22 protein-coding genes are annotated in these 21,347 nt (G+C 62.6%); 4 read left to right on the top strand and 18 right to left on the bottom strand.

All coding sequences use genetic code 11. From position 1 onward, the window contains the following. Positions 1 to 2: 2 nt before the first annotated feature. The 13 genes from hflC to ndk form a co-directional block, all read right to left on the bottom strand. Complete coding sequence (hflC, locus tag OPU71_RS03065; RefSeq protein ID WP_267724864.1) at positions 3 to 893, bottom strand: protease modulator HflC; 891 nt, start codon at positions 891 to 893, stop codon at positions 3 to 5. Beyond that, positions 893 to 2,155 carry an FtsH protease activity modulator HflK gene (gene hflK / locus OPU71_RS03060; RefSeq protein WP_267724862.1) on the bottom strand — a complete coding sequence of 421 codons (1,263 nt, stop codon included), beginning with the start codon at positions 2,153 to 2,155 and terminating at the stop codon, positions 893 to 895. The genes hflC and hflK overlap by 1 nt, the downstream gene beginning before the upstream one ends. 37 nt (positions 2,156 to 2,192) lie before the next feature. Then, a complete protein-coding gene (gene hflX / locus OPU71_RS03055) occupies positions 2,193 to 3,302 on the bottom strand; it encodes a GTPase HflX (RefSeq protein WP_267724861.1) in 1,110 nt (369 codons plus the stop codon). A 45-nt stretch (positions 3,303 to 3,347) separates the two neighbouring features. After that, positions 3,348 to 3,590, bottom strand: a complete 243-nt coding sequence (gene hfq / locus OPU71_RS03050; protein ID WP_267724860.1) for an RNA chaperone Hfq — start codon at positions 3,588 to 3,590, stop codon at positions 3,348 to 3,350. Positions 3,591 to 3,681: 91 nt separating this feature from the next. Then, positions 3,682 to 5,010 (bottom strand): ribosome biogenesis GTPase Der, encoded by a 1,329-nt coding sequence (gene der, locus OPU71_RS03045; RefSeq protein WP_267724859.1) that lies wholly within the window; start codon positions 5,008 to 5,010, stop codon positions 3,682 to 3,684. Positions 5,011 to 5,019: 9 nt separating this feature from the next. Then, positions 5,020 to 6,162 (bottom strand): outer membrane protein assembly factor BamB, encoded by a 1,143-nt coding sequence (gene bamB, locus OPU71_RS03040; RefSeq protein ID WP_267724858.1) that lies wholly within the window; start codon positions 6,160 to 6,162, stop codon positions 5,020 to 5,022. After that, entirely contained in the window at positions 6,159 to 6,812 is a 654-nt protein-coding gene (locus OPU71_RS03035) for a YfgM family protein (RefSeq protein ID WP_267724856.1), read from the bottom strand. Before OPU71_RS03035 ends, bamB begins: the two co-directional genes overlap by 4 nt. Continuing rightward, positions 6,799 to 8,103 (bottom strand): histidine--tRNA ligase, encoded by a 1,305-nt coding sequence (hisS, locus tag OPU71_RS03030; protein ID WP_267724854.1) that lies wholly within the window; start codon positions 8,101 to 8,103, stop codon positions 6,799 to 6,801. The genes OPU71_RS03035 and hisS overlap by 14 nt, the downstream gene beginning before the upstream one ends. A 33-nt stretch (positions 8,104 to 8,136) precedes the next feature. Beyond that, positions 8,137 to 9,387, bottom strand: a complete 1,251-nt coding sequence (ispG, locus tag OPU71_RS03025; protein ID WP_267724853.1) for a flavodoxin-dependent (E)-4-hydroxy-3-methylbut-2-enyl-diphosphate synthase — start codon at positions 9,385 to 9,387, stop codon at positions 8,137 to 8,139. A 4-nt stretch (positions 9,388 to 9,391) separates the two neighbouring features. Continuing rightward, positions 9,392 to 10,306 carry a RodZ domain-containing protein gene (locus OPU71_RS03020; protein ID WP_267724852.1) on the bottom strand — a complete coding sequence of 305 codons (915 nt, stop codon included), beginning with the start codon at positions 10,304 to 10,306 and terminating at the stop codon, positions 9,392 to 9,394. Between the two features lie 11 nt (positions 10,307 to 10,317). Continuing rightward, positions 10,318 to 11,118, bottom strand: a complete 801-nt coding sequence (gene pilW, locus OPU71_RS03015) for a type IV pilus biogenesis/stability protein PilW (protein ID WP_267724851.1) — start codon at positions 11,116 to 11,118, stop codon at positions 10,318 to 10,320. Beyond that, on the bottom strand, positions 11,115 to 12,242 hold the full coding sequence (gene rlmN, locus OPU71_RS03010) for a 23S rRNA (adenine(2503)-C(2))-methyltransferase RlmN (protein ID WP_267724850.1): 1,128 nt from the start codon (positions 12,240 to 12,242) through the stop codon (positions 11,115 to 11,117). Before rlmN ends, pilW begins: the two co-directional genes overlap by 4 nt. Positions 12,243 to 12,329: 87 nt before the next feature. Beyond that, positions 12,330 to 12,755, bottom strand: coding sequence for a nucleoside-diphosphate kinase (gene ndk, locus OPU71_RS03005; protein ID WP_267724849.1), 426 nt, complete (start codon positions 12,753 to 12,755; stop codon positions 12,330 to 12,332). Positions 12,756 to 12,957: 202 nt separating this feature from the next. Here ndk and OPU71_RS03000 point away from each other — a divergent pair, with 202 nt between their 5' ends. From OPU71_RS03000 to OPU71_RS02985, 4 genes are all read left to right on the top strand, one after another. Further along, a complete protein-coding gene (locus tag OPU71_RS03000; protein WP_267724848.1) occupies positions 12,958 to 13,434 on the top strand; it encodes a hypothetical protein in 477 nt (158 codons plus the stop codon). Positions 13,435 to 13,657: 223 nt separating this feature from the next. Then, positions 13,658 to 15,607, top strand: coding sequence for a sensor histidine kinase (locus tag OPU71_RS02995; RefSeq protein ID WP_267724847.1), 1,950 nt, complete (start codon positions 13,658 to 13,660; stop codon positions 15,605 to 15,607). A 1-nt stretch (position 15,608) separates the two neighbouring features. Beyond that, positions 15,609 to 16,220: a response regulator transcription factor gene (locus tag OPU71_RS02990; RefSeq protein ID WP_267724846.1), complete on the top strand. Its 612-nt coding sequence runs from the start codon at positions 15,609 to 15,611 to the stop codon at positions 16,218 to 16,220. Next, a complete protein-coding gene (locus OPU71_RS02985) occupies positions 16,217 to 16,840 on the top strand; it encodes a zf-TFIIB domain-containing protein (protein WP_267724845.1) in 624 nt (207 codons plus the stop codon). The genes OPU71_RS02990 and OPU71_RS02985 overlap by 4 nt, the downstream gene beginning before the upstream one ends. 231 nt (positions 16,841 to 17,071) lie before the next feature. Here OPU71_RS02985 and mshL read toward each other — a convergent pair whose 3' ends face one another. Genes mshL through OPU71_RS02960 form a run of 5 tightly spaced genes read right to left on the bottom strand, consistent with a single transcriptional unit; the run spans position 17,072 to position 21,300 of the window. Further along, positions 17,072 to 18,784, bottom strand: a complete 1,713-nt coding sequence (gene mshL, locus OPU71_RS02980) for a pilus (MSHA type) biogenesis protein MshL (RefSeq protein WP_267724844.1) — start codon at positions 18,782 to 18,784, stop codon at positions 17,072 to 17,074. After that, complete coding sequence (locus tag OPU71_RS02975; protein WP_267724842.1) at positions 18,781 to 19,161, bottom strand: hypothetical protein; 381 nt, start codon at positions 19,159 to 19,161, stop codon at positions 18,781 to 18,783. The genes mshL and OPU71_RS02975 overlap by 4 nt, the downstream gene beginning before the upstream one ends. Next, a complete protein-coding gene (gene gspM / locus OPU71_RS02970; protein ID WP_267724841.1) occupies positions 19,146 to 19,847 on the bottom strand; it encodes a type II secretion system protein GspM in 702 nt (233 codons plus the stop codon). Before gspM ends, OPU71_RS02975 begins: the two co-directional genes overlap by 16 nt. Continuing rightward, entirely contained in the window at positions 19,844 to 20,479 is a 636-nt protein-coding gene (locus tag OPU71_RS02965; protein WP_267724839.1) for a PilN domain-containing protein, read from the bottom strand. The genes gspM and OPU71_RS02965 overlap by 4 nt, the downstream gene beginning before the upstream one ends. Further along, on the bottom strand, positions 20,476 to 21,300 hold the full coding sequence (locus OPU71_RS02960; protein WP_267724838.1) for a hypothetical protein: 825 nt from the start codon (positions 21,298 to 21,300) through the stop codon (positions 20,476 to 20,478). Before OPU71_RS02960 ends, OPU71_RS02965 begins: the two co-directional genes overlap by 4 nt. Positions 21,301 to 21,347: the final 47 nt, after the last annotated feature.

The following is a 21,347-nucleotide window of genomic DNA, read 5'->3' as shown; positions in this document are numbered from 1 at the left end:
GCCTACTTGCTGCTGACGCCCTTGCCGCCACCCGCTCCACGGTAGTACTTGAAGAACTCGGAAGCCGGGTCGACGACGAGCACGTCGTTCCGGTTCTTGAAGCTCTGGCGATAGGCTTCAAGGCTGCGGTAGAACGAGTAGAACTCGGGATTGCGATTAAAGGCTTCCGCGTAGATCGCTGCGGCTTTTGCATCGCCCTCGCCCTTGACCTTTTGCGCATCGCGGTAGGCCTCAGCAATGATCACCTCGCGCTGACGCTCGGCATCCGCCCGAATTTTCTCTGCTTCCGCCGAACCCTGCGAGCGAAGTTCATTGGCGACGCGCTTGCGTTCGGCTTCCATGCGCCGATACACCGCTTCACTCACCTCTGCCGGCAACTCGACACGCTTGAGGCGAACGTCGACGACCTGCACACCGATCTTGCGCGCATCAAGGTCCGCTTTGCGGCGCATCTCGTCCATGATCTTTTCGCGCTCACCCGAGACGACTTCATGAACGGTTCGCTTGCCGAACTCTTCTCGCAAACCGGCATTGACCGTCTGCTCAAGCCGCGTGCGAGCGCGGGCTTCATCACCGCCCACGGCGGTGTAGTAAACGCGGGAATCAACGATGCGCCATTTCACGAATAGATCGACCAATACGTTCTTCTTCTCGCTCGTGATGAAGCGCTCGGGCTCGCTGGTCTCGAAGGTCAGGATGCGCTTGTCGAAATAGCGCACGTTCTGGATCAGCGGAACTTTGAAGAACAGGCCGGGTTCGCTGGTGACGCGACGAATCTCACCAAGTTGGAACACGATGGCGTACTGGCGCTGATCAACCGTAAACATCGACAGAGACAGCACCGCGATAAGGGCGAGCGCGAGGCCCGCCAGCAATGGCAAACGTTCGCGCATCAACGCTCTCCTCGTTCACGCGAGCGCATTGCCTCGCGACTACGATAATCGGCAGGCACCGGCACATCCGCCTTGGGTGCCCCCACGGGTTCTGACGCCGGATTCGGCGCGGCCGCACGCGCCGGCATCGACACATCCGAAGTCTGCGGCGTCAGACCTTGCGCTTGCGAGGTCGCCTGCGTCAGTTTGTCGAGCGGCAGGTAAAGCAGGTTGCCATTGCCTTTCGCGTCCACCATGACCTTGGTGGTATTGGCAAACACTTGCTGCATGGTGTCCAGGTACATGCGCTGGCGGGTGACTTCTGGCGCCTTCGCGTACTCGGCCACAATGCTCTTGAAGCGGGCAGCATCACCCTCTGCGTTGGCGATGACGCGCGACTGGTAGCCCGATGCCTCTTCAAAGAGCCGCGATGCGGCACCCTTTGCCTTCGGCACGACGTCGTTGAAATACGCCTGGCCTTCGTTCTTCTGGCGTTCGCGGTCTTGGCCGGCCTTGACTGCATCATCGAAAGCCGCCTGAACCTGCTCCGGCGGTTGTGCGTTCTGCATGGTGACCTTGGAAATGGTGATCCCGGCCTCGTAGCGATCAAGAATGTCCTGCATCAGCTTCGCGGCGGCCGTGGCGATCTGCTCGCGGCCCTCGTAAAGGACGAAGTCCATCTTGCTCTTGCCGACGATCTCTCGCACAGCGGACTCGGCAGCCTGGACGACGTTCGCGTCCGGCTCGCGGTTCTTGAAGAGATAGTCTTTCGGATCCTTGAGCACGTACTGCACCGCAAACTGGATGTTCACGATGTTTTCGTCATCGGTCAGCATCAAGGATTCATTCAGGACCTTGTTGCGTTCCGAGCCGCGATAACCGATTTCGACTGTACGCACACCGGTCAGGTTGACGATCTCGTGCGTCTCCAAAGGATACGGCATACGCCAACGCAGGCCCGGCTCCGTGCTTTCAACGAACTTGCCGAAGCGCAGCACGATGCCACGCTGGCTCGCATCAACGATGTAGAAGCCGCTTGCAAGCCAGAGCGCAGCCACAACGCCGGCGATCAGGCCGATCCCGCCACCGAGTTGGCGCGGGCTCGGCGAGCCGCCACCACCACCATCACCACCGCGATCACCGTTACCTTGGCGACCAAAGAGATTCGACAAGCGACGATTCACATCGCGCCAGACTTCCTCGAGATCGGGAGGACCCTGATTACCACCGCGGTCGCCCCCACCCTGGTTCTTGTTACCCCAGCGCGGATCGTTCAGAGACATGAGTATTCCAGTGATGACCATCCTGTGGCCCTAGAGATCAGCCCGGCTCAGCGGGCGAGACCTCACCGAGCAGAATCTCGGCGAGAGCTTCGCGCAGCCCTTGAAGGCCTGCGCCAGTCTGAGCGCTGACAAAAACGCGGGCGATGTTACCACAGGCATCCCGCTCAACCTTCGGCGCAGCCAGTGTTGCGTCGATCTTGTTGAAAACCACGAGTTGCCTCACTTCGCCCGTTCCCACTTCCTGCAAGACTTTGTTTACCACCTCGATTTGCGCTTCACGATCGTCACTCGCGCTATCCACGACGTGGAGCAAAAGATCTGCGCTCGCCGTTTCCTCCAGCGTGGCGTGAAAAGCCGCAACCAGCGAATGCGGAAGATCACGGATGAATCCCACCGTGTCGGACAAGACCACGGTGCCACGCCCAAGGAAGACCCGGCGCGAAGTTGTATCAAGCGTCGCAAAGAGCTGATCGGCCGCATACGCGCCGGCGCGTGTCAGCGCATTGAACAAGGTGGATTTGCCAGCGTTCGTGTAACCGACGAGTGAGACCGTCGGAACCTCACGGCGTTCCCTTGCGCGACGACGTGTGGTGCGCTGTCGTTCAAAAACGGCCAGGCGTTGCTTGAGCAACTTGACACGGACACCAAGCAGACGGCGGTCTGTTTCGAGCTGCTTCTCGCCCGGGCCACGCAGTCCGATGCCGCCCTTCTGTCGCTCAAGGTGCGTCCAACCTTTGACAAGGCGAGTCGCAAGATGCTCCAACTGTGCAAGCTCGACCTGAAGCTTGCCCTCATGGCTTTTTGCGCGCAGGGCAAAGATGTCGAGGATCAGCGCGTTGCGGTCAACGACCCGGCACTGAAGTTCGCGTTCGAGATTTCGCTGCTGAACTGGCGAGAGTTGATGGTTGAAGAGCACCAGATCGCACATGTGCTCGCGGCACACAGTGCCAATCTCTTCGACCTTGCCGCGCCCCGCAAACAAGGCAGCGTCCGGCGCGCGGCGCTTTCCCCTGACAACGGCAAGCACTTGTGCGCCCGCACTCTGCGCAAGCAAGGTGATTTCGGTGAGCCGCTCCGCCTGACCGGGCTCACCAAGATCAAGCTGAACGATGACTGCTCGATTACCGCTTGCAGGCCTGTCAAACATGCAGCGAACGGCCGCAAAGCGCGGCCGTCATGAGGTTGGATGAAATCAATCCTGCTTTTCCGCGCCATCCTGCTGGATCGAAACCGGACGAGCCGGCACCACTGTCGAGATGGCGTGCTTGTAGACCATCTGGGTCACCGTATTCTTGAGCAGCACGACGTACTGGTCGAACGATTCGATCTGGCCTTGCAACTTGATGCCATTGACGAGGTAGATCGAGACCGGAACATGTTCGCGGCGCAGCGTGTTCAGGAACGGGTCTTGTAGCAATTGCCCTTTGTTGCTCATTTCGGGTGTCCTATTGTTGGTTTTGGTGATGATTCTGGGCACGAGTCCCGGGGTAGTTCGAGCATTGGATCAGCCTAGCCCCCGCTTGGGCTCACTCCGACTCGGAAAATGGATTCTTCGCTGTCTTGAATTGTATCCGCAACGGCGTGCCCTGGAGCTTGAAGACTTCCATGAACGTCCGCTCAAGGAAACGGCGGTAGGAATCAGGGATATGTTCCAAAGCATTGCCGTGAATGATGACCACCGGGGGATTCGAGCCCCCCTGGTGGGCGTAGCGCATTTTCGGCCGGAAGATGCCATGGCGCGGCGGCGCCTGCTTGATCAACGCGGCCTGCAGGATGCGCGTGAGCTTTGGCGTCGCCAGCTTGATCATCGCTGCCGCATAGGCGGAGTCGACCGAGCGCATCAAGGCGCCAATGCCATCGCCCTCAAGAGCGGAGATGTAGTGAAATTTCGCCCAGGTGAGGAAGTTCAGCTTGCGCGCCAGATCGGCCTTCAGTTGCTCACGCCGGTAGCTATCGACGGCGTCCCACTTGTTGACGGCAACGACCATTGCCCGGCCGGTTTCCAGTGCGAAGCCGGCGATATGCGCATCCTGCTCTGAGATGTCCTGGCTGGCGTCGAGCACTAGCACTGCAACGTTGCACTCCTCGATCGCCTGCAAGGTTTTGATTACCGAAAACTTCTCGATCGCCTCAAACACCTTGCCCTTGCGCCGCAAACCGGCCGTATCGACCAGCGTATAGGCCTTGCCATTGCGCTCGAAGGGGATCGATATGGCATCACGCGTCGTACCCGGCATATCGAAGGCGATGACGCGATCTTCACCGAGCAGTGCGTTGATGAGGGTGGACTTGCCGACGTTCGGGCGACCGATGATCGCGACCTTGGGGCCGCCGCTGCCATCGTCATCACTTTCCGGGTCTTCGGGAAACGGCGCAAGGGCCGAATCGATCAAACCACGTACGCCGTCGCCATGCGACGCGGAAATCACGGTCGGTTCGCCAAAGCCGAGTTCATGGAACTCGGCTGACAGCACGGCCTGATTGGCCCCTTCACCCTTGTTCACAACCAGATGGACCGGACGCCCTGCACGCCGCAGGTCTTGCGCAATCTGCTTGTCCTGGGGGGTCAGGCCGGCACGGCCGTCAACCAGAAACAGCAAGGCATCGGCTTCGGCAATTGCCTGTTCCGCCTGGCGTGCCATTTCCGCGAGGATGCCGGTCTTGGCTGCAGGCTCAAGCCCGCCCGTATCCACCACAAAGTAGGGCCGAGATCCCAGGCGACCGATACCGTAATGCCGGTCACGCGTCAGACCCGGCATATCTGCAACCAGGGCATCACGTGAGCGGGTCAGGCGATTGAAGAGGGTCGATTTGCCTACGTTAGGACGCCCGACTAATACCAGGGTGGGTTTCACTGCATTTCCTCAGCGCACCTTCATGTACGACAGAACGCCGTCACGTGAAAGCGCCACTATTCCGTTGTCGTGAGCGAGCAGCGGTGCATCAATCGGCGAATTATCGGCGCGGGCACGGCCGGCAAACTGCCCATCTGCCTTGTTCAAAAGATGGATGTAGCCCTCAAGGTCACCCACGGCGATGTACGGGTCGAAATCGAGCGGGCGACCGACTTTACGAAGCTTCAACTCGTCCAGCTTCCACAGCGTCGCGCCGGTGTTGCGGTCGAGCGCATGCACCAGACTGCGCTCATCGGTCACGAACACCCGCGTGCCATCCAAGGCGATTCCCACTGCAGTGGAAATATCCCGCCCCCAGACCGAGAGGCCTTTATTCAGATCAAAACAGGTGACACGGCCCTGGTAAGCACCGCCGCAAAGCATGCCCGGCGCCAGAACAGGCGCACCCACAACATTCGAAAGACGCTCAAGCTCGGTGGTACCGCGCGGTTGTGTCACCGCCCCTTCCCACGCGAGCTGGCCGGTGTTCGCAGTGATCGCGGCGACGCGGCCGCCAGAGAAGCCGGCAAACAGATACGCATCGGCGCGGCGAACATCCGAGAAAGCCCTCAGGGACAAAGGCGGTGTCGTGCGCGTGTAAGTCCAGCGCTTGCGCCCGTCTGCCGCATCAAGTGAAACCAGCTTCGCATCGCCAACCCGCACGACAATCGCGTCGCCATCAACAAGAGGCGCAGCAGAGACTTCGCCGCCCACATCAACAGACCAGCGCGGCTTGCCGGTATCGGCCTCGAAGGTGGCAACCTGTCCGCCCTTGATGCCGACGGCGACCAGCGCGCCCGATGCACCAACCCCGGCCACCACGTCTTCCTTGGTGCTCGCGCGCCAGATCGTTCGCCCGCCCTCGATGCGGTAAACGTCGCCACCACCACTCGCAACGTAGATTGCGTCGCCGGCGCTGGCCGGCTGAATCAGTGCCTTGCCGGCCGAACCCACACTGACCCGCCATACCTGCTCAAGCTGCGCGGACGGCGTGAACTTGGTCAGCTCAGCCATCGGTTCGACATACGCCTTGCTGAACCAGGAGCTGATCGTCGAGCAGCCGCCCAGAACAAGGCTCGCGGCAAGGAGCAGGATTGGCTGGCGCAATTTCACTTGCCGCCCCCGAGTGCATCGACCTTGAGTTCAAGCACTGACTTCATCGCCTGCGGGCCCTGTTCGTTCTCTGCACTGACGAGTGCGAGCGCTTCTTTGTAGGCAATCAAGGCCTCGGCGGGTTTGCCCTGCGCGACCAGAGCGTCACCGCGCAAGTCAGCGTAACGGGCAGCAAAGGGCTTTGCCGGCTTGGCTTCGAGCTGCTTGACCGCTGCATCGTAGGCCTTGTCATCCATCAGCACTGCGGCAAGACGCAGACGTGCCAGATCGCGGGTCAGCGGGTCATTACCCTTTGTCGCCGCCCACTCGAGCTTGGTCTTTGCGCTCGCGCGGTCGCCGGCTGCCGCTTGCGCCTGGGCAGCAAGCAGTGCCGACATGTCGGCATAGGCGGTGGCGCCATAGCGTTCGGAGATCACACCCGACGCTTCGCGGATCTTTTGTGCGTCCTTGGCTTCCACGGCCTGAACCAGGGTCGCGAAGATCACGCTGGCCTCAGAGGCCTGCTTGTGCTTGTACCACTCCCAGCCGCGCCAGCCAAGAACCGCCAGGGCCAGCGCAACGGCGACGATCGTCACGAGCGTGCCCCACTTTTCCCACCAGGCCTTGAGGGTTGCTATCTGTTCCTGTTCTTCAAGGTCAAACGCTGCCATCTTCTTCTTCCACGTTGTAGAGCAGAGCGGCGAGAGTCTCGCCGAGTTGAGCGACGGGAAGGCGGCGCTGCTCACCCTCTTCCCGCATGAATTTGAAACTGGCCTCTTCCGCCGCCGCCTCGTCATCACCGATGATCACGGCAACGCGGGCTCCCGATGCGTCGGCCTTCTTCATCTGGTTCTTGAAGTTGCCGCCGCCACAGTGATAGATCACCGCAAAACCGTGATCACGAAGCTGCTCGGCGACACGGAACGCCAAGCGCGAAGCCGCCTCGCCCTGGTGAACCAGGTAGACGTCAGGTTCTGCGCGCACCGAGTCAGCCTGGACTTCGGCCCACAGCATCATCAAACGTTCAATCCCCATGCCAAAACCACAGGCGGGCGTCGGCTTTCCGCCGAGTTGTTCGACCAGACCATCATAGCGGCCGCCACCACACACTGTGGCCTGGGCACCCAGTTTATCCGTGACCCACTCAAACACGGTGCGGTTGTAGTAGTCCAGGCCCCGCACCAAGCGGTGATTCACCTTGAACGGGACCGCCGCCTCACGCAGCAAGGCCTGCACGCCCTCAAAGTGCGCCAGGGATTCGACGCCGAGAAATTCGTAGAGCTTGGGCGCGGCTTCAACCACGGCTTGCAGCGCCGGATTCTTGGTATCGAGGATCCGCAACGGGTTCGAGTGAAGCCGACGACGCGCATCGTCGTCCAGCAGGTCGATATGCGTCTCAAGGTAGGCGATCAGTGCTTCGCGGTGGCGCGCACGCTCTTCGCTGGCGCCCAGCGAGTTGATTTCCAGCCAGATGTCGTCTTCCAGGCCAAGATCGCGCCACAAGCGGGAGAGCATGACGATGTGCTCGGCATCGATGTCTGGGCCCGCGTAGCCGAACGCCTCCACACCGAACTGATGGAACTGCCGCAAACGTCCCTTTTGCGGGCGCTCATGGCGGAACATCGGGCCGTTGTAGTAGAGACGCTGCGGGCCGGCGGCATTGATCAGGTTGTGTTCGAGCACGGCGCGCACGCAGGGCGCGGTGCCTTCCGGCCGCAGCACGAGCGGATCACCATTGAGGCGATCTTCGAAGGCGTACATTTCGCGCTCGACAATGTCGGTGTGCTCGCCAACGCTGCGCACGAACAAGGGCGTGAACTCGAGAATCGGCGTACGGATCGGCCGGTAGCCGTAGTCGCGCAGCCAGCCGCGAACGATCTCCTCGAATAGCTCCCAACGCTCCGCATCCTCCGGCAGGATGTCGTGCATCCCCTTCACGCCCTGAATCAGTTTCTGTGCCATCTTTACCTGTCGATTACGCCTGAACCCAAAGGCTCAGGATGATTTCTTCGTGTATTTGCGCGCCACGTAGGCATCAATCAGCGCAATGAATTCCTGCGCGATATTGTCGCCACGCAGCGTAACGGTCTTCTGGCCGTCCTCGAAAACCGGCGCTGCCGGTGTTTCGCCAGTACCTGGCAGCGAGATACCGATATTTGCGTGCTTGCTCTCGCCAGGGCCATTCACCACGCAGCCCATGACCGCAAGCGTGAGATTCTCCACGCCGTCGTATCGTTTTTTCCACTCCGGCATCTTGTCGCGCACGTAGCTCTGCACGGACTGCGCAAGCTCCTGGAAGAAGCTGCTCGTCGTGCGACCGCAGCCCGGACAGGCTGTCACCATGGGCGTGAAGGCCCGCAAGCCCATGCTCTGCAGGATCTCCTGCGCCACGACGACTTCCTGCGTGCGCGCGCCGCCCGGTTCGGGTGTCAATGACACGCGAATCGTGTCGCCGATCCCTTCCTGCAAGAGCACGCTGAGCGCCGCCGTAGACGACACGATACCCTTGCTGCCCATGCCCGCCTCAGTCAGGCCCAGATGCAGCGGATAGTCGCAACGATCTGCAAGCATGCGATAGACCGCGATCAAGTCCTGTACGCTCGACACCTTGGCCGACAGGATGATGCGATCCCCCGCCATGCCGCATGACTCGGCCAGAGCAGCGGATTCAAGTGCCGACGTCACAAGCGCTTCGCGCATCACCGCCATCGCATCCAGGGGTTCAGCGCGCTGCGCGTTGGTATCCATGATCCGGGCGAGGACTGACTGATCCAGGCTGCCCCAGTTCACGCCGATGCGCACCGGTTTGTCGTGCTTGCACGCCAATTCGATGATCGACGCAAACTGCAGGTCACGCTTTTGGCCTGCGCCGACGTTGCCGGGATTGATGCGGTATTTGTCAAGAACCGACGCACACTCCGGATAGGCGGTCAGCAAACGATGGCCGTTGTAGTGGAAGTCGCCGACCAAGGGGACATCCACGTTCATCTTCAACAGTTGCTCACGAATCCTTGGTACGGCGGCCGCCGACTCCTCGTTGTTGACCGTGATGCGAACGATCTCGGAGCCGGCGCGCGCCAACTGCGCGATCTGGATCGCCGTCGCGATATGGTCCGCGGTGTCGGTATTGGTCATCGACTGGACCACGATCGGCGAGTCCGAGCCGATCCGGATACCCGCAACACGAACCTGGCGTGTGCGATGACGTGAGAGAGGCTTGCCGCCGAAGGGGTCGAAGAGAGCCATGGTCTTACTTCAGCGATAGCCGCGCTACGCTGACCTTGGTATGGGGCGTCAGGTCAATCGGCTGACCGTTGTATGAAAGCTTCACGTTGGTTGCATTGCCGATCACAAGCGAGAACGGCGCCTTGCCCTGAACCGCCTGAGTCGAGCCGGCCTTGTTCAGCTGCGAGAACACCACTCGGCCGGAAGCGTCACGCACCTCGACCCAGGCATCCTGGGAAAAGGAAAACGAGATGCCGGCCTGCGGAGCCTCCGGCGTGGCCGGCGCCGATTGCATGGGCTGCGGCGCAGGCGCATCAGCCGTCACGAGCGCGGCTGATTGCGCTGGCAGAGGCTCTGAAGCAGGCGCCTGCAGCGCGGGCGCCGAAGCCGTTGCGACCGCTTCGACTTGCGCCATCACCACTTCGGTTTCTTCCGATTTCGGCGGAAACACAGCTTCGCTGCTGGCGACCGCCGGCATTGACTGCAAGGCAGCCTGATCGATCAAGACCGGGCTCTGGCGACCGTACCAGTCGAACAGATAGCCAAGTCCGCCCAACACGAGAATCGCCCCAAACAACAAGACTGCGGGCATCGCCGAGGTCGATCGATACCCTGAGGGCGAACGCGGTACCGCACCTTCGGCGTTCGATTCGGGCGCGAGGCGAAGCTCTTCGGCACGCGCAGGCTGCGCCATGCGCTCAAGCAAAGGTGCCGGGTCCAGACTCAGGAAGCGCGCATAGTTGCGAACGAAGCCGCGCGCGAAGGCGTTGCCGGGCAGCACCTCAAAGGCCTCGTCCTCAATCGCCTCAATCTGGCGGGTGGTCAGCTTGAGGGTAGTGGCCACCTCGGCCAAACCCAGTCCGCGCGCCTCTCGCGCCTGACGCAAAGCCGCACCAGAGGCGGCAACGCCGGGCTCAGTCGCGTAGGTTGTTGATTCCATCGAACTCGCGCTCAATCAAAGCGCCCCTGCAAATAGTCTTGTAGCTCCGGCGAATCCGGGAATCGCCGCTTCAACTGGGCCAGATAGGCAACCTCCGCTTCACGGTTGCCGAGCTTGTGTTCGACGCGAAGGCCCAGCCAGAGCGAGGCCGCGGTGGGATCGCCAATGCGATTGAGCTCGGTCGTCATTTCGCGAGCGCGTTGCGTGTCGCCCTTCTGGTAAGTGATGAGCGCAAGGTTGTACAACGCCGTCGTGTTCTTCGGATCCAGCGTGTAAGCACGCTGGAACTGCACGCGAGCGGCCTCGGTGTTGTTATCCATCAGATAGCACAATCCGGCGTTCGTGTACGGACGCGTCGCCTTCTCGTAGTAAGGGTTCTGCGCGGACTTCACGAGCAGATCCAAGCCGCGCGAACGTTCACCGTTGGTGCAAAGGAACCAGCCGTAGCTGTTCGCCAACTCCGGATCGCCCGGCGCAAGACTCAGCGCACGCTCGAACGAATCCTGCGCAGCCTTTTTCTCTTCAAGGTAAACGTGGACCGAGGCTTTCAGCTGATGCGCCGCAGCGTAGGAGGGGTCCTCCTCAATCGCGATCCGCGCCTCTTCCATGGCCACCCCGAACCGCCCCGCCTTCAGGTATTCAGTCCCCAACTCGACGTGCGCTCGTGAGCGTTTGCGCGCGTCGGAAGTCACCGGCTGATCCGCCGAGGGACGATCGGATTCGCCTGCCTTGGAACGCGAACCACCGGAACTGCAGCCGGTGCCACCGGCAGCGAGCGCGAGCAAGAGAAGAGCCGTACGAAATCCGATCAAGATCTGACCTCCGTGAGCGGTATGGTGGTTCGCGTGGTGCGCCGGGTTTTGTCCACGACTTGCCCGGCGAGTTGTCCGCATGCGGCATCGACATCGTCGCCGCGCGTCTTGCGGGTTGTGGTGACGATGCCGGCGTCGATCAGGATCTGCGCAAAGCGCTTGATCCGGGGCGCGGGCGAGCGCTCGTAACCAGAATTCGGGAATGGGTTGAACGGGATCAGATTGAACTTGCACGGCACGTCGCGGGTAAGCGCAACAAGCTGGCGGGCATGCTCGTCCTGATCATTGACGCCGTCGAGCATGACGTATTCAAACGTGATGAAGTCGCGCGGTGCGCGCTCAAGGTAGCGGCGGCAAGCCGCCATCAACTCCACCAGCGGGTACTTCTTGTTGATCGGCACCAGCACATCGCGCAACGCATCGTTGGGGGCGTGCAAGGACACGGCCAGCGCCACCGGGCATGCATCGCGCAAGCGATCCATCGCCGGCACGATGCCTGAAGTCGACACGGTGACGCGACGGCGCGAGAGCCCGTAGGCGTGATCATCCAGCATCAGGTTGAGCGCGGACACAACATTGTCGAAGTTGGCCAGCGGCTCGCCCATGCCCATCATCACCACGTTGCTGATGATCCGTTCGCCGGCCTCATCGGCACCAGGCTTGACCGCACCCAGCAGGCGATTGGCCATCCACAACTGGCCAATGATCTCGGCCGCACTCAGGTTGCGATTGAAGCCCTGCTTTCCGGTGGAGCAGAAGGAGCAGTCGAGCGCGCAACCCGCCTGCGAAGAAATGCAGAGCGTGCCCCGGTTCGTCTCGGGGATGAACACGCTTTCGACCGCATTGGCATTGCCCACATCAAACAGCCACTTGCGCGTGCCGTCGGTAGAAATACTGTCGCGGATCGGATTGGGCGGAACGATGCAAGCCGAGCCCTGCAGCTTGGCGCGCAGGCTCTTGGCGACATCGGTCATCGCCTCGAAATCGGTTTCCCCGAAGCGGTGAATCCAGCGCAGCACCTGGCGCGCACGAAAGGGCTTCTCGCCCTGCGCGGCGAACCAGTCTGTCATGGCCTGCACATCGAAATCGAGCAGGTTGACGCGGTTATCTTGTGCTGTCGTCATGATTGTCTCCGGGGGCAGAGACCGTTCAGACCGCCGGCGGGCATTCGAATTCCCGGCCGGCGCGCCTGTTGGATCGCTACGGCTTGCTTAGCGGGAGTAGACGTTCATGCCCGGAAAGAAGAACGCCACTTCAACAGCGGCGGTTTCCGGCGCATCGGAACCGTGCACGGCATTGGCGTCGATCGACTCGGCGAAGTCGGCGCGGATCGTGCCCGGCGCGGCCTTCTTCGGATCGGTCGCACCCATCAGCTCGCGGTTCTTGGCAATGGCGTTCTCGCCCTCGAGCGCCTGGATCATCACAGGGCCCGAGGTCATGAACTTCACCAGATCGGCAAAGAACGGACGCTCCTTGTGCACGGCGTAGAACTGACCCGCCTCCTGCGCCGACAGATGCACCAGCTTGGCCGCGACCACTTTCAGGCCTGCGTCTTCAAAACGCTGGTAAATCTTGCCGATAACGTTCTTGGCGACCGCATCGGGCTTGATGATCGAGAGCGTGCGTTCGATAGCCATGTTCAAACTCCACAAGTTGATAGGTACAAAAAAGGCAACTTTTGATTATATCAGGGAATATTTGCCAGACTCTTGGTGAATTTGTTGGCAGGCAGGCTGCCGATCCGGCGCTGAGGCAAGCTTTGTCGAATGTGCGACCAGCCCCTCCCCAATCGCGCCGAGCGCTCATAATATTTGGGGATAACAACCATGAGGGTTCAAGATGAAACGACTTGTTGCCGCGCTGATTTGCTGCGCATCGCTGATTGGCGTCAATGCAGTTGCCGCGCCTCCCGCCGAGATCGACACCACGGCCATTCAAGCCCTGCGTGACAAGATCCGTACCGACAAGAAGAAGCTCGTTGCCGACAACATGGAGCTGAGCGCCGCCGAAGCGGAACGCTTCTGGCCAATGTATGAAGCCTTCGAAAAGGCTCAGGCCCCGATCCGTCAGCGCCTGACGCTTGCGATGATCGACTTCATCGCGGTCGACTCGAAACTGACCGACGCGAACGCAAAGCGGCTGATGAAGGACATCAACGCGGCCGAACGCGATCTGATCAAGCTCCGCGGCGAGCACACGAACAAGATGGTGAAATCGCTCTCCGCCGCGAAAGTGGCCCGCTTCATGCAGATCGAGGCAAAGATCGACGCATTGCTGCGCTTCGACCAGGCCCGCACGATTCCGCTGGCGCACTGACTTCCCGCCGCAGCCAGCAAAGCAAGGGCGCCCCGCGGCGCCCTTTTTCATGGGCCGGATAATGCCAGGCTGAAGCCCGTAAGCGGCGCGCCAGATCGCGCGTCCATCACCCCACGCACCCACGCGACAGATTACGTGCCACTTCGCGACGCATACATCCAGGGCCATTGTGGTCTTCCACAACAGGTGCCCAATGCCCGCTGGCGCTCGCTAGACTAGGCGCGTGACCACTCCGCACCACGCCCCTCCGACACCCAGCAGCGAATGGTACTGGCGGCTGCCCGTAGTGGCCTTGCTCGCGCTGGTGGCCGGCATCGTCGGCTTTGTGGCGCTGACCTTGCAGCAGGATCGGGAAGATCAGCGCGCCGCAGTGGTGTCCGACGTACTGTGGCTGGAGCAGAACCTGCGCTTCGGGCTCGAACGCAACGAAGGCTTGCTGCGGCAACTGGCTCCCCGCCTGTTTTCGCGCGCAGCAAACTCGGAAGCCACCCTGGCGCGCCTGCGCAAGCTGGCCGAAGGCGAGAATGGCTTTCAGCGGGTCATCTGGGTGGATGAACGGCTTTCGGTTCGGGGCGCCTGGCCGCCCGAGCTTCGGCCGGAAGACCCTGAACTGGTGCAACAAGCCGCCGACATGTCGCGCGCCACCGGCCGCGCGGGTTACGGCTATGTCGCAGAGCCGCAAACCGAGCCTGGTTTCGCGGTTGCGGTGCCTTGGCACGATGGCGACCGGCTGGTCGGCTACGTGGTCGCGGTCTATGCCTTCCGCAACATCCTGTCGACGCAGGTGCCCTGGTGGTTCTCAGAGCGCTATCGCCTGTCGATCCGTGATCAGCGGGGCAGCGAAGTGGTCGCCAAGTCCCTGGTCGCCCCGCTGGCACCGGAGCTGAGCTACGAGATCCCCTTCGACCCGCCCGGGCACGGACTGAGCCTGAAGGTGGAAGGCTACAGCGTCGGCACCCGGCTGGTGCCCCTGGCCTTCGCCGGGGCGGTCATCGTGTTTGCGGCGGCCACCGTCTGGAGCCTGTGGACACTGAGCCGGCACATGCGTCGCCGCCGCGATGCCGAGCAAGCCTTGCTGCGCGAAGTGGCCGTGCGTCAAGCGATGGAGAACGCCCTGCTGACCGGCTTGCGCGCGCGCGATCTGACCGGGCGGATCACCTATGTGAACCCGGCCTTCTGCCGCATGTTCGGCTGGAGTGCCGATGAAATGGTGGGCATGGCGCCGCCGATGCCGTACTGGTTGCCCGAGGAAATGGAGGCAACCCAGGCGGTGCACGATCGCATCCTCGCAGGTGAAACGCCCGCGCAAGGCGTGGAACTGCGGTTCCGTCGCAAGAACGGCGAGAAGTTCGACGCCCTGCTCTACGAGGCCCCGCTGATCGATGAAACCGGCCGCCATGTGGGCTGGATGGGTTCGGTGCTCGACATCACCGAGCGGCGCCGCGCCGAAGAACTGGCCCGCCAGCAACAAGAAAAGCTGCAAGCCAACTCGCGCCTTGTGACGATGGGCGAGATGGCGTCGTCACTCGCGCATGAACTCAACCAACCGCTTGCCGCCATCACCAGTTACGCCACCGGGGCGCTCAACGCGCTGCGGCAGGGCAGCCTGCCGCAAAGCGAAGTCGAGGCCGCGCTGGAAAAACTGGTTCAGCAAGCCACGCGGGCCGGCCACATCATCCGGCGGGTGCACGATTTCGTGCGCAAGCGCGAATCGAACTTCCGCCCGACGCGGGTCAATTCCGTTGTGGTGGAAGCCTTCGAACTGGTCAAATCCGAAGCCCGCCGGCGCGGCGTACGCCTGGAAGCCGTGCTGGCCGTTGCGCTGCCGGAAGTCCATGCCGACACGGTGATGCTTCAGCAAGTACTGGTCAACCTCGTCCGCAATGGTTTTGACGCCATGGCGGATACCCCCGGCCACGCGCGCACGCTGACTGTCAGCACCAACGCCGACGAAGAGTGGGTGCAACTGAGCGTGGCCGACTGCGGCAGCGGCATCCCGCCCGAAGTCGGCGAGCGCCTGTTCGACGCGCTCTACACCACCAAGGCCGACGGCATGGGGATGGGTCTGAACATCTGCCGCTCGATCATCGAACTGCACCAGGGGCGATTGTGGTTTGAAACCCGCCCCGGCGGCGGTACGCTTTTCCACTTTGCACTGCCGATCAAGGTCTGAGATGGGGCCACTTGTCCATGTCGTCGACGATGACGAAGCCATCCGCGATGCGCTCGCCTGGCTGCTCAAGAGCCGGCGCCTCGCCTGCCGCACCTGGGCCAGCGGCGAGGCCTTCCTCGCCGCGTTCGATGCCACCCTGCGCGGTTGCGTGGTGCTCGATGTGCGGCTGGGGGGCATGAGCGGCCCCGAGTGCTTCGAGCAGATGCTCGCACGCGGCGCAACGCTGCCGGTGCTGTTTCTCACCGGCCATGGCGACGTGCCACTGGCGGTGCAGATGCTGCGTCGCGGCGCCTGGCACTTTGTCGAAAAACCCTGCAACGACAACGAACTGGTTGACCTCGTGCAGGAAGCACTGGCCTTCGATGCCCGCAACCGCGCCGACCAGGGTTCACGCGCCAACATCGAAGCACGGCTGGCCTCACTGACCCCGCGCGAGCAAGAAGTCATGACACGCATCCTCGAAGGCAAGCTCAACAAACAGATCGCCGACGCACTCGACATTTCAATGCGTACCGTCGAAGTCCACCGCGCGCGGGTTTTCGACAAGATGGGCGTCCGCTCCGCAGTTGAGCTCTCGCAAATCGTGATTCCGCTGCGCAGGCCCGCACCATGAGCACGTCCGCCCCCTGCCCCAACTGCGGTGGCCCGATGCGTGCGATTTCGCTTGCCGCCCACTACGGCAAGGTGGTGGAGATCGACCATTGCGCGGCATGCCGCGTGCTGTGGTTCGACCAGATGGAGACTGCAACCCTCGCCCGCGAAGGCCTGCTTGAGCTGTTCCGCCTGATCGCCGAGTCCTCCGACAGCGCCGATCAACCGCTGCGCCAGCGACTCGCCTGTCCGCGCTGCGGCGAAGCGCTCAATCGCATTCACAACATGAGCCGCTACGGGCGCATGATCCACCACCGCTGCCCCAGCGCCCACGGCCACGCGGTCACGCACGCGCAATTCCTCGCCGAAAAAGGGCTGCTGCGCAAAGTCACACCCGCAGACCTCGCAATGCCCGGCAAGCAGTTGCTGGGCATGGCCTGCACCCAATGCGGCGCCCCCTTGCACGCACTCAAGGACTGCAACTGCCCCTACTGCAATGCGCCGGTCGTCATGCTCGACCTTGCCCGCGCACTTGAAAGCCTTGAGGATCATGATCGCCTACGGCGCGAAGCCGAAGCCCAGCGCGCCGCCAGCCAGGATGCAGCCCTGGAAAAGCTGATGCAGGCGATCCAGCGGCGCTGATAACCCGCGCAAGGTGCCACGGAACGCCGCCGGCGAAGCTCAAACCCCGGGCCGCTGAAGACCTGCCTGTTCAAAGGTCCGCGCCATGGCGGGCAATTCCAGCGGCGGCGCAAGGCGGGCATTGCTCGGGTAGTAGAAGAGCCTGAGCATGAAAGTCGCTGTCTGCGCGATCGCCATGAATGAACAAAGCGCACGGCTGCGCGTGCGCTTCATGTCATGCCGAAGGGGCGACTATTTGCTTTGCCGCAGTTCGTTGTCGAACTTCAGATTGTCGAGCTCAAGCAACTTGTTCAAACGCGTATCGGCACCCTTCAGATCGTCGGACCAGGCAACATTGGAATCGACGATTGTCGGGCGAATGAGGATCACCAGTTCGCGTTTGACCATCTTCTTGCCGGTGCTGCGGAAGAGGCTGCCCAGCACCGGCAAGCCCCCCAGCACCGGCACCTGATCCACGTCGTCAGTCAGCGCCTCGCGAATCAGCCCGCCCAGCGCGATGATCTGCCCATCCTGCCCGCGCACCACGCTGGCGGTTTCACTGACCTTGCTTGACGCCAGGGGCAGCGTCAGCGTGCCCAGGTTTCCAAGGTTGATGCGGCGGGTGACTTCGGTGACATCGCTCACCGATGGATGCACATGCAAGGTCACCTGGCGCTGGTCGTCAATCGAAGGCGTGACATCCAGCAAGATGCCGGAGAAGAACGGCTGCAACGTGACGGTGGGCGTGCTGGTCGAAGAGACGCCGGTGGTCACGGTCGAGCTGACGTTGGTAACGAAGAAGTCATCGGTGCCCACCTTCAGCACCGCCGGCTGATTGTTCAGCGCCGAGATGCGCGGGCTGGACAGCACATGCACCTTGCCCTGCTGCTCCAGCAGGTTGAGCACCGCTGCAAAGTTGCCGCTCTGGAAGACCAGGCCGAACATCGTTCCGGCCGAGGTGATCGCATTGCTGAGCGTCTGCCCGGCAACGCCGGTGATGATGTTGCCAATCTGCGCCGAGCCGTCGTTGGAGAGGGTCATGCCCGGGGCAATCGGCCCCGCCGAGACCGAACCGCTCGATCCATTGCCGAAGGCTGCCCAGTTGATACCGGCCTGGAACTGGTTGTTGAGCTGAACCTCGATGATCTTGGCTTCAAGGATCACCTGCCGTTCAAGCGACAGCTTCGCGCTGCGCAGGTAGTGCTCCACCAGGGCCAGCTCCGAAGGCATCGCCCGCACCACCACCAGACCCGCCTGCGGGCTGACCACCACCTTGCGCCCATCGCCTTCGCCGATGATCAACTGGAGCACGCTCATCAGCTCGGTCCAGAAGTCGCTCTTGGTGTTGGTGGTCAGTTGATTCGCAACGAAGTTGCTGCTGCTTCCGCCGCTGGTCTGCGTTGTCGTGCCGCTGGAGGAATTGGTGGTCGAGCCGGTTGAACTGCCATCGCTGACTGAACCGGAAATCACCCGCACATCGCTGATCGACTTGCGCTTGATGTCCAGGTAGTTGATCTGCATCACCCGCGTCTGCATGGTCTGCGGCATGACCGCGATCCGCGTGCCATCAACACGGAACTCATAGCCATAGACCTGTCTGATCGCCTGCAAGGCCTCCATCACCGTGACTTCGCGCAGGTTCATGCTGATCGTGCCGCTCAAGTCTGGCGGCAGCAACATCGAATACGGCGTGCCGGAAACGATGCTCAGGAGCACCTGCGCCGCGGGCGCGTTGTTGACCGCAAGGTCAAAGCGCTTCTGCGCCACGGCCGCGCGCGGTGGCGGCGCCAGCGGATCGGGCCTGGCAACCGGTGCAGGCGTTGGCGCCGGCGCCACCGTGGCGGTGCTGGCCTTGGCCATCTCGGATCGGATCGCTTGCTGCGGCGCATCGTAGCCGGGCGGGTTGGACGCACAAGCCGCCAACATGCACAGCACCAGCAGACTGCTGTATGAACGGCGGATCATTCGCCCCCCCTCCTTGCCATGCCGGGTTTCGTCCCCACGGCTGCTGGCGTCTGTTTCATGGTGGCCACCAGCGGCAGCACGCGGCGGCCACTGGCGTCCTCAATCGTTGCCGACTTCTCGCTCATCGCCACCAGGCGCGCCTCGCCAATCCTGCCGCCCAACAACACCGTCTGACCGCTGATCACGGCCAGCTTCCGGTCCGGCCCGATCAGCACTGACTGCAAGACCATCGCCTCAGCGCTGGGTGCGCCAGCCGCCGGCATCGCGGCCGGCAGGTAAGCATCGGGCGGGCGCGTCGGATCCCCCGGCGCCGCCAAAGCGGCCATGGCGCAGAGACCAAACGCCAGACCGAACCAAGGTTTCAAAGACGCAGCCATGCAGCATCCAGACTTAGTGAGTAAATCGTGACCGTCGCCACCGCTTGCGGGTAGCGATCGACTTCATAGTGCAGCTTGCCCCAGAAGACCTGCCAGCCCAACTGTTCCACCGTACGCAGCCACTTTGAAACCGTTGCGTAGTCGCCGCGTACCGCGATGGTCAGCCCGTGGCGATACACCGCCGTGCTTGGCACCGTATCGCTGAGCGGGGCCGACTGCACCGCACCCGGGGGCGGCGCGGCGGCGAGCGGATCGCTCGCCATCAGGTTCTGCACCGGCAAGGAAGTCAGGCTCACCAGCTCCAGGCCCGGCTGGGCCGCCAGCAGATCGCGCAGGCGCGCCGGCACCTCGCGCGGGTCGGCCAGCAAGGCGCGCTTGCTCGACAGCGCAGCCTTGAGCTCAAGGTTCTCCTTGATCAGGCGCTCGATCTGCTGGCGCGCGAGCAGATCGGGGTCATTGCGGCGCGCCTCGTCCAGCAAGGCCGCCTGCTCCGCCAGGCCATCGAGTTGCTTGCGCAGCGTCTGCACCTGCGCAAGAGCCGCTGCCTGGCGATTCATCGCCGGCTCGATCAGCAAGAACCAGAACAACCCGAGCAGCACCCCGATTGCCGCGGCGCAAAGCAGGATGCGTTCGCGATCGGCCATCGCATTGAAGCGATCACTCAAGGCGATCCAGCGCGCTTTCATCGCTTGCCCTCCTCGCCGGGGCCGATCCGGAAGCTCAGGGGCACCGGCTTGCGCGCACCACCCGGGGCGGATTGCTCGATCGCTGGCGCCGGCGCTTCCTTGAGTTCGATGCTGGCGAAGCTGTGCTCACGCAGCGCGTCGATGCGCCCCAGTGCAGCAATGAACAAGGGCAGCCGCGCCGCGTCGACCGCGTGACCGACGAATTCGGCACGCGCCGGCGCCAGCGTGAACGCGGTGAGCCAGACGCCCTCGACCCGCTGCGCCGCCAGCCCGTCCAGACTCTCCGAGAAGCCCTTGCTGGAGCCTGCGATGCCGCCATCGAGCATGCGCGAAATGCGGCGCAGCTCCTCGCCTTCCTGCGTGAGCGCGGCAAGCCGCTGCGCATTGGCCGTTTCGTTCTTGCGCGGTGCAAGCTCGGCGGTAAGCTGGGCAACATCACGCTGCATACGATCAAACTGCGCCTGCAGCACAGCGCGCTCGGCTGTCCGCTGGCGCGCCACATGCAGTGCGCCGGCCGCAATCGCGCTCATGCACAGCGCCACCAGCAACAAGGCCAGCGCAAGGCTGTTGAGCGTGAACTGCGGTTCGCGCGGCAGCAGCGAGTGATCGGCAAGGTTGATGTTCGGCTTCATGGCACCGCCCGTTCACGCAGGGCCAAGCCCAGCGGCAGGAAGAGCGCGGCGGCAACCAGTTCGTCCTGCGGCGCGCCCTCGGCGCCGAAGTCGAACAGGCTTTCGAGTTCGATCGCCTTCACCGGCAGGTAGAGCGAATCAATCAACAGACTGAGCAACTCATCGCGGTGCGGGAACGGCGCCAGCCAGAGTTTCGACACCCCCAGGTGCGAGAGCTGATGCTCCAGCACATCGGCCGAGCGCTGCAGTTCCAGTACCAGGCGATCAAACACCGCACGGCGGCCCTCTTCGCTCTTGCTGATCGCTTCGAATGGCGAATCGAAACGCCGTGTGAAAAAAATCTGGCTGCCACGCGTGGCTGTCAATAGCGCCCCGCTCTCACCGATCGACAGCAAGGCTGTTGCCCGCCCCGGCTCATCCAGCATCTGGGCCAGATTGCGCTGTGCCATTTCCGGTATGTCGATTACGGTGACACGCGCATTGTGTGCGCGAAAGCGCTGCATGTGCTTCAGCAAAATCGGGTTCGCCGCTGCCACGACGAAACCGGGAGGCCGGCGGTGACTGGCGGGATCTTCCACGCAAGCAATCACGTCAAGCGTGCTGCTTTCAACCGGCCACGCAAGCTGATCCTTGACCTGCCAACGCAGGGCGGTTTTGAGTTCCTCTGGCGCCACCTGTGGCAGGTCCACCTGCAGGAACTGGTATTCCCCGGGGGCCAACAGGACGCGGATCGGCGCATCGCGCAAATTCACGGCCTGGCTGATCGCCTCCCAACGCGCGATATCGTCACCCTGCGCAAACAGGACGCGGGCAATCTCCACCCTGGGCCTCGGCGCATCCGGGAGCGTGATCTGCGTTGCCACTACGG

Source organism: Niveibacterium sp. 24ML, assembly GCF_026586805.1.
Classification (GTDB): Bacteria; Pseudomonadota; Gammaproteobacteria; order Burkholderiales; family Rhodocyclaceae; genus Niveibacterium.
Note: the sequence above shows the minus strand (reverse complement) of the source record. Positions and strands in the feature narration are given on the sequence as shown.

Coding starts and splice junctions, on each gene's coding strand:
- rlmN (WP_267724850.1), bottom strand. CDS start 12,242: ATGACGACAGCACAAGATAACCGCGTCAACCTGCTCGATTTCGATGTG.
- OPU71_RS03035 (WP_267724856.1), bottom strand. CDS start 6,812: ATGGCAGCGTTTGACCTTGAAGAACAGGAACAGATAGCAACCCTCAAG.
- hisS (WP_267724854.1), bottom strand. CDS start 8,103: ATGGCACAGAAACTGATTCAGGGCGTGAAGGGGATGCACGACATCCTG.
- hflX (WP_267724861.1), bottom strand. CDS start 3,302: ATGTTTGACAGGCCTGCAAGCGGTAATCGAGCAGTCATCGTTCAGCTT.
- OPU71_RS03000 (WP_267724848.1), top strand. CDS start 12,958: ATGAAACGACTTGTTGCCGCGCTGATTTGCTGCGCATCGCTGATTGGC.
- hflK (WP_267724862.1), bottom strand. CDS start 2,155: ATGTCTCTGAACGATCCGCGCTGGGGTAACAAGAACCAGGGTGGGGGC.
- OPU71_RS03020 (WP_267724852.1), bottom strand. CDS start 10,306: ATGGAATCAACAACCTACGCGACTGAGCCCGGCGTTGCCGCCTCTGGT.
- ispG (WP_267724853.1), bottom strand. CDS start 9,387: ATGGCTCTCTTCGACCCCTTCGGCGGCAAGCCTCTCTCACGTCATCGC.
- ndk (WP_267724849.1), bottom strand. CDS start 12,755: ATGGCTATCGAACGCACGCTCTCGATCATCAAGCCCGATGCGGTCGCC.
- hflC (WP_267724864.1), bottom strand. CDS start 893: ATGCGCGAACGTTTGCCATTGCTGGCGGGCCTCGCGCTCGCCCTTATC.
- gspM (WP_267724841.1), bottom strand. CDS start 19,847: ATGAAAGCGCGCTGGATCGCCTTGAGTGATCGCTTCAATGCGATGGCC.
- OPU71_RS02975 (WP_267724842.1), bottom strand. CDS start 19,161: ATGGCTGCGTCTTTGAAACCTTGGTTCGGTCTGGCGTTTGGTCTCTGC.
- mshL (WP_267724844.1), bottom strand. CDS start 18,784: ATGATCCGCCGTTCATACAGCAGTCTGCTGGTGCTGTGCATGTTGGCG.
- OPU71_RS02990 (WP_267724846.1), top strand. CDS start 15,609: ATGGGGCCACTTGTCCATGTCGTCGACGATGACGAAGCCATCCGCGAT.
- OPU71_RS02965 (WP_267724839.1), bottom strand. CDS start 20,479: ATGAAGCCGAACATCAACCTTGCCGATCACTCGCTGCTGCCGCGCGAA.
- OPU71_RS02985 (WP_267724845.1), top strand. CDS start 16,217: ATGAGCACGTCCGCCCCCTGCCCCAACTGCGGTGGCCCGATGCGTGCG.
- hfq (WP_267724860.1), bottom strand. CDS start 3,590: ATGAGCAACAAAGGGCAATTGCTACAAGACCCGTTCCTGAACACGCTG.